The organism is Streptococcus mitis subsp. hohhotensis (assembly GCF_020089495.2).
Classification (GTDB): Bacteria; Bacillota; Bacilli; order Lactobacillales; family Streptococcaceae; genus Streptococcus; species Streptococcus hohhotensis.
On sequence record NZ_JAIRCA020000026.1, the window covers coordinates 14,839 to 20,276 of the forward strand.

The window sequence follows — 5,438 nt, forward strand, 5'->3', positions numbered from 1 at the left end:
GGCTTCGTGGGTGCGTTACTATAAAAAGTGTAGCCATGAAGAATACTTTTAATTTGATTTTGTGTTTTAACATAAGGAGGAACAATGGAAAATAAATCAAATTCGCTCAATAGAATCAAGCGCCAACAACGTGAAAAAGTTTTGCGCTATTCTATTCGTAAATATAGTTTCGGTGCAGCTTCAGTTGCTGTTGCAGCGCTGATGTTTTTGGGTGCCCGCGTTGCGAGCGCGGATAGTGTGCTTCCAAACGCTCCACAATCTAATACGGCTAATGCGGGTCTAGTGAACCCTAAAGATAAGGTCGATTCGCCTGTGGATGTTGCAGAATCTACTGACAACAAAGTAGATACAGAAAATCAAGCGCTTACAACTGCTGCACCTAGCGCGTCTACAGTTGATAAAGCCAAGTTAAGAAAAGTAGTTGAAGAATTAAATGCTCTTCTTTCTACTAAATTAAACCTTGACGAATCAGTAGTATCGCCTGTTAAAGACAGACTTCAAAAAGGGAAAGAAGCTCTAGAAAGTTCTGAGCTAGCTCAAAAGGATATCGATGAACTTGTAGAACTCTTGTCTAAAGATGTGACAGTTGTATCAGCTGCTAAGGAAGTAACTGAGGTTCAAGTTGATAAACAAGCAGATAAAACTGAGAAGCCAGCTGACAATCTAGCAAGCCAATCTTCTCCTGAAGTAAGCGCAAGCGAAGAGAGCCAAACTGTATCAGCTAAAAAAGATTCTTTGAAAGTATCTGTAGATCAATTGCAGGCAGCTGTTTTGGAATTGCCTGAGCATGAGACTAGCAAAGAAGTTCTTGAAAAAGCCAATGAACTATTGGGCTTGGCTCAAGGAGTTCTTGAAAATACAACAGTTTCTCTGAACGATGTTGAAGATATGACAAAACGTGTGAAGAGAATGTTTACTTCTGTTAAAAATGCTACAACGCGTTTGAATTCAGGTGCTCGTGACTCACGTAATGGCAAGAGCATGGCTCAAGGAACAAGCTTTAGAGCAAATGGTCAGATTAGTTCAGGTGCCTTAGCAAATATTAAATATTTTGCTTCTGTTGACCCTGGAACTAATAATGGAAGTAATACTCGAAATAATGATCCTGAGTTTACTAAAAATAAAACAGATATTAAAGCCTACTATATGGAAGATAGTCAAGGTAAATGGATCGTCTATGATGTCTTCTTCAATAACGACGGAAGAAAGATGACGGGAAGTTCATACCAGCAACAGTATTATTTCCAAGCACCATTTAATATAATGGATCCTTCTAATACAGTAAGAGATTTAAGCTTTACTCGTTATGAAAATGTTGGAGGTAGAAGACTATCTGATGGCTTCCAAGGATTCAAACAGTATGGTAATACAGCTACAATTTCAAATCCGTGGGGACAACAATACAAAATTTTTAATAATGATGGATACTCATTTTATGATCCAAATTCAGGGGTAACTCGTGATAAACAAAGATGGGATGTATTTAAGAACAACCAATATGATTCTACATTAAACACACTTACGAAAGATAAAAATGGAAAATATCCTGGATTATCATATTATTTAACTGTCAAATTAGGTAGAGAGAGTACAGACTATGCTATGCATATGCATGCTAAGATTAAATTGAAAAATAATATAACTGAGGAAGAAGCTAATGCATACGGTCGTGCCTATGCAGCTTCAACAACATCAGGATGGACTACTAATCAGTCTTATATTATGGGGACAACGGGTACAAGTTTAACTCCTAAAGATACGACACCGCCAACTATTACTGCAAATGGAGCAACAGTTATAAAAAATGAAAAAATTGTAGATATTCCAGTAACAGCTGAAGACAATAAAGGCGGAGTAGGAATGCGTCCAAACAATCCAATTGAAGTAACTGGATTACCACAAGGATTAACATTTACAAATGGTAAGATTACTGGAACACCAACAGGACCTGTAGGTAATAGTACAGTAACTATTAAAGCCTATGATAAAAATGGAAACAAAGCTGAAAAAACAATTACCATTACAGTAAAAGATCAAGCGTCTAAGTACAATCCGACAGGAGAAACGTTAACAGTAAACCAAGGTCAAACGATTTCAGATGATGCAGTGAAAGCAAAAGTGAAGAACTATGCACCCGGATCACTTACTGTTTTAAGTAAACCATCAACAGCTAAGCCAGGAAACGTAGGGAATGCTGTAGTAAAAGTAACATACCCAGATGGATCGACTGAAAATGTAAATGTACCAGTTACAGTATTAAAAGCACCAGATACACAAGCACCTACATTGACTGTTACACCACTAGAACAAGTTGTAAAAGTTGGTGAGAAAATCTCATTTAATGTAGATGGACGAGATGATACTAAGGTAAATTTAGATTTTTCAGATATATTTACAAAATATCCTAATCATCTATTTACGCAAAAAACGAACTATTCAGTAAATACTGATAAACAAAAGACACTATCTATTGACCTTGGAGAGGCAAAGGAATCTGATATTGGAGAAAAAACAGTTACCGTTAAGGCAACTGATGACGCTGGTCACAAAATTGAAAAGACAGTAAAAGTAAAAGTTATACCAGCCACTAAAGAAAATGAAAAACACAATCCAACAGCAGAAACTGTTGTAGTTGGAATCAAACAAGAATTAACAGATGAAGCAATTAAAGCAAAAGTTAAAAATTATCCAAGCAATGCGACCTTAACTGTTAAACAAAAACCTGATACAGATACAACAGGTAACAAAACAGCTACAGTTATTGTGACTTACTCTGATAAATCAACAGATGAAGTAACAGTTCCAGTAGTGGTTCGTGATACAACTCCACCAAAAATCTACTGGGTTAAAGACGATGGTAGCAAAGTGGAGTTAGGAAAAACTCATGCAGAAGGACAAAATATAGTTATTCCGCTATACCGTGGTGACGCAGTAAATACACGTCTCATCACAACAGATGATAGTGGAAAAGTGACGAACTTCAAAACGGAAAACCTCCAAAGTGGATTTAGCTTTACACCTGTCAGTGGTACGGCAACAGAAGGTTCGCCATTAGGACAAAGTGTAACAGGAACAGTTGGTCTAGGAGTTGGGAAAGGTAAGTATACTGCCCGTGCAATTTCAACAGACGGAACCAATACCACAACAGGATATTTTGTATTTGAAGTACATGAACAGGCAGAAAAGTATACTCCAGCAGCAAATACACTGACTGTACCATTTAATCATAAGATTACAGATGATGAGGTTAAAGGAAAAGTCATTGCTAAACCTGGTACGCCAGCCTTCCCAACTGGAACTATCTTTGAAGTAGTTTCAAAACCTGAAACCAATACTACAGGAACAGATAAAAAAGCAGTCGTAAAAATCACATATCCAGATAAATCAACTGAGAATATTGATGTCCCTGTCCATGTAGGAAAAGACTTAGCTAGTCAGCATCCACTGGAAGGTCAGACAGTAACTGTTACAGTTGGAGATTCATTAAAGACATGGAAGGGACGTGTAGATTCTAACCAATACACAAATGCACCAAAAGGACGTGGAAATGGTGTAGAATGGGGTTGGAAAGGGACAACGCCTAAAGCTCTTCAAGATACAGCAGGTGTCTTTAAGTACACAGCAACAGCAACTCATACTGATAAATCAGTAGCAGAATCTAATCCACAAGTAACCGTTATCGTTAAACCAAAAGCTCCAACAATTGAAACGGATCTGACTGGTAAGGCAGAATTACCTAACACAGCAGTTGTTGTAAATGTTCATAACGGGGTAAAAGATGGCTCTATTGTAACACTTTATTCTCAGGATGGACGTGCAATTGGTACAGGTACTGTAACTAATGGAAAAGCGACAATTACAGGAACAATTCCAAAAGGAAATATTACAGCTAAAACAACTGTTCAAACACCTGGTGAGCAAGATGTCACATCTGATCCAAGTCCAGAGAAAGTAGCGACAACTAATAAAGCAGCTCTTTATCCTATTAAAGGTAAAACAGCGACTGTTACAGTTGGAGATTCGCTAAGACAATGGAATGGGCGTGTGGACGCTAACCAATATACAGACGCAGGACCTAATGGTAAAGGAATTGGAGTTGAATGGGGCTGGGAAGGAACAGCACCAAAGATACTTCAAGATACAGCAGGTGTCTTTAAGTACACAGCAACAGCAACTCATACAGATAAAACAGTAGCTAAATCTAATCCGCAAGTAACCATCATTGTTAAACCAAAACAACCGATAATTGAAACAGATTTAACAGGTAAGTCTAATCAAGAAAATGTTCCAGTAACTGTTTCTGTTGGTGGGGGAGTTAAAGATGGTTCAACCGTGACTCTTTATGGTCCAGATGGAACAACTGTTATTGGTACAGGAACTGTAACAAACGGAAAAGCAACTGCAATCATCACAGGTAAGGTTCCAGTAGGAAATATTACAGCTAAAACAACTGTTCAAACACCAGGACAAGATGATGTTGTGTCAGAACCAAGCCCAATTAAGGAAGCAACAAATATTGCTCCAACAGCCAAAACTCAAACAGTAGGGCTTAACGAGAAACCGAATGCTAAGAACAGTATTGGTAATAATGGTGACCTTCCAAATGGCACAAATTACACATGGAAGACTACACCAGACACTTCTACACCAGGTGACAAGCCAGGTGTCGTAACTGTTACCTATCCAGATGGTTCGACAATCGATGTCCCAGTAACAGTTAAGGTGACTCAAGTATCTGACGATTACACACCGAAGTATGAAGATGGCAGTGGAAAACCAGGTTCTAAGGTTGAAATTCCATTGAAAGAAGAAAATGGAAAAGACATTCCAGCCAAAACAACATACGTAAGTGATCAACCAGGTGTTATCGATGTAGATGACAAAGGAAAAGTAACAGTCACAATTCCAAAAGATAAGAATCCTGGCGATAAAGTCACAGGTAAGATTACAGTCACATATCCAGACGGCTCAACAGAAGAAGTACCGGTAAATGTAACGGTAACTAACCGTGATAAAGACGATTACACACCGAAGTATGAAGATGGCAGTGGAAAACCAGGTTCTAAGGTTGAAATTCCATTGAAAGAAGAAAATGGAAAAGACATTCCAGCCAAAACAACATACGTAAGTGATCAACCAGGTGTTATCGATGTAGATGACAAAGGAAAAGTAACAGTCACAATTCCAAAAGATAAGAATCCTGGCGATAAAGTCACAGGTAAGATTACAGTCACATATCCAGACGGCTCAACAGAAGAAGTCCCTGTAACTGTAACAGTAACTGACCGTGATAAAGATGTTTACACACCGAAGTATGAAGATGGTAGTGGAAAACCAGGTTCTAAGGTTGAAATTCCATTGAAAGAAGAAAATGGAAAAGACATTCCAGCCAAAACAACATACGTAAGTGATCAACCAGGTGTTATCGATGTAGATGA

At 38.2% G+C, this 5,438-nt stretch carries 1 protein-coding gene; it reads left to right on the forward strand.

Features of this window, described 5'->3' with window-relative positions:
- Nucleotides 1–84 precede the first annotated feature (84 nt).
- Nucleotides 85–5,438, forward strand: a 5,354-nt coding sequence (locus tag K4Z77_RS08975; RefSeq protein WP_224219106.1) for a Rib/alpha-like domain-containing protein, incomplete at its 3' end; no start/stop codon positions are given.